Raw genomic sequence first — 2,255 nt, 5'->3', positions numbered from 1 at the left:
CGAGGTCGGCCTCGCCCAGCCAGTGGTGGGTGTCCGCGGCACGGACGCAGGACGTGACGAGAGCCGCGTACATCTCGCTCGTCGGGGTCGTCTCCGCGACCGCGCGGGCCAGGGACAGGCAGTCGGCGATGCCGCGCACGAGGTCGGCGTTGCCGACGCGGGCCAGCGCGCCCTCGCCCACGGGGCGGGCGGCGGCGTAGGTGTCGGAGACATAGGGCGAGGTCCACAGCTGGAGCGGGTGCACGCGGGCCGGCTCGTCGCCGTCCGACCGCAGCACCACCAGGGTGCCGTCGTCGAAGCGCGTCCAGCCCGAGCAGGACAGCGGCGTCGCCACCTCCTTGCGGATGGTGTGGTACGACAGCAGCAGGCAGCGCGCCCCGGCCCGGGAGCGGAAGGCGTACAGCACGTCCTCGCCGTACGGTGAGCGCAGCTCGGCCTCGAACTCCAGCCCGCCGGTGTCGAGGTCGAAGGTCTTGTGCGTCCCCGTGGCGAGGCAGTAGCCGCCGGGGAAGACGATGCCCTGGTCGTCGGGCAGCCGGCGGCCCGCCTGCCCGATGCCGTCGAGCCGGACGACCGTCCTGGTGAGGGTGTTGAAGACCAGGTACCGCTCAATGTCCTCCTTGTAGGGCAGGATCCGCAGCACGGTCAGGGCGCCTACGCGCGCGTGGGCGATCTCGGCGTCGGCGAGGGACTGGAGCGGCTCATCCACCGGCTCCTCGTACAGCCCGGTGTACGGCTCGCCGTCGCCGGTGTCCGCGGCCACCGTCAGAGTGCCGCCGACGGTGGACACGAGGACCCCGCCCCGGACCCGGACGTACGGGCGCGGCCCGAGGACGTGGTCCTCCCGGGTGGCCTCGGTCCAGTCGAAGTCGTGGGGGGGAGGGAACACGTCGTCGCGTTCGCCGCGCGCGTCGAGGAACGTGGCCCGTCCGTCCGCGGTGAGCGCCCAGCGCAGGACCCGGATGTCGTCGGCCTTCTCGCCGGTCTGGAAGACGGCCAGCAGCCGGTCGCCGACGCGGCGGAGCCTGAGCAGGCGGGCCTGCCGGTAGTAGCGGTGCAGGGCGGTGAACTCCCGGACGAACTCCGCGTCGTCGAGCAGGCCGGGGACGGCGTCCCCCGGCAGCGGGTTCAGGTCGCGGTCGTGGAGGGTGAGGACGTCGCCGACGGATGGCTCCGTGCGCAGGCCGGCGGCATCGCCGCTGCCGAAGAGCAGACGGTCACCGACGGCCACCAGGTCACGCAGGACGGCCGCACGCTCCGTGCGCAGACGCTCGGTGCCGCTCAGCTCCAGCCGGACCGAGCCGAACTCCTCGGTGCGGCGGGCGTTGAGCGTCTCGGCGCGGCGGGCGAGCTCGGCGGCCTGTGCGCCGAGCCGGTCGCGCAGCACCTCGTACGTGCCGGTGTCGACGGCGTCGTACGAACCCGCCGTACCGGTGTCGACCGTGTCGTACGAACCCGTGTCCAGGCCGGTTGCCATGGATCGTGCGTCCTTCCCTAGAGGGCGTGGTGCCGGAGCTGCCGCCCCCTGTGCGGCAGCTCCGGCACCACGGGTCGTCAGGCCCGGGCCGTGCCGTTGAGCGCGGTGAGCGGGGTGTCGGCGAGGCCCAGCTCGCCCGCCTTGTCCAGCAACTGCCTCAGCTGCCCGGCGTTCGGGCCGCCGCTGTTCATGAGCTTCATCAGCACGGCCGACACGGTCAGGTTCTGCACGTCGGCCGTGGAGACCGGGCCCAGGATGCGGGCGAGGTCGTCGGTGAAGCTCGACGTTCCGTCCAGCCAGGGCTTCACCAGCGTCTGCGCGGTCTCGGAGTGCTGCACGAAGCCGTCGACGCCCTTGCCGAGCGCTATCGCCCCGACCAGCTTGTCGAAGAAGACCGACTCGCCGCCGACGATGTCGATGTCGGCGTTCTCCAGGCCGGTGGCGAGCACGGTGGCCTGCGCCTCGGCGACCTGCCGCTGCACCTCCAGCGCGGCCAGCCGGATGTCCTTCTCCGCCGCCAGCCGCAGCCGGTACTCCTCGTGCGCGCGGGACGCCTCGTCCAGGGCGGCCATCGCGGCGGCCTTCTCGGTCAGACCGGCGGCCTCCGCCTTCAGCTTCTCACCGATGGCCGTCGCCTCGGCGAGGGCCTTGGCCCGCACGCCCTCGGCCTCGGCCCGCAGCCGCGCCTGGGTCGCCTCGGCCTCCGCACGACCGGCCTTCTCGATGACCTCGGCCTCCTTGTCGCGGACCTGCACGACGGCCAGTCCCTCGGCGGCGG

Annotated in this window: 1 protein-coding gene and 1 pseudogene; both read right to left on the bottom strand. The window is 73.3% G+C overall.

The genetic code is table 11. The annotated features are described in order from the left end of the window. A partial coding sequence (locus tag IE312_RS40205; RefSeq protein WP_229899793.1) for a DNA repair ATPase occupies nt 1-1,477 on the bottom strand: 1,477 nt, incomplete at its 3' end. Between the two features lie 77 nt (nt 1,478-1,554). Then, nucleotides 1,555-2,255: pseudogene (locus IE312_RS40200) on the bottom strand (flotillin family protein); the annotation flags it as partial.

Source organism: Streptomyces capoamus, assembly GCF_014654935.1.
GTDB lineage: Bacteria > Actinomycetota > Actinomycetes > Streptomycetales > Streptomycetaceae > Streptomyces > Streptomyces capoamus.
This window is presented reverse-complemented; position numbering and strand designations above follow the sequence as displayed.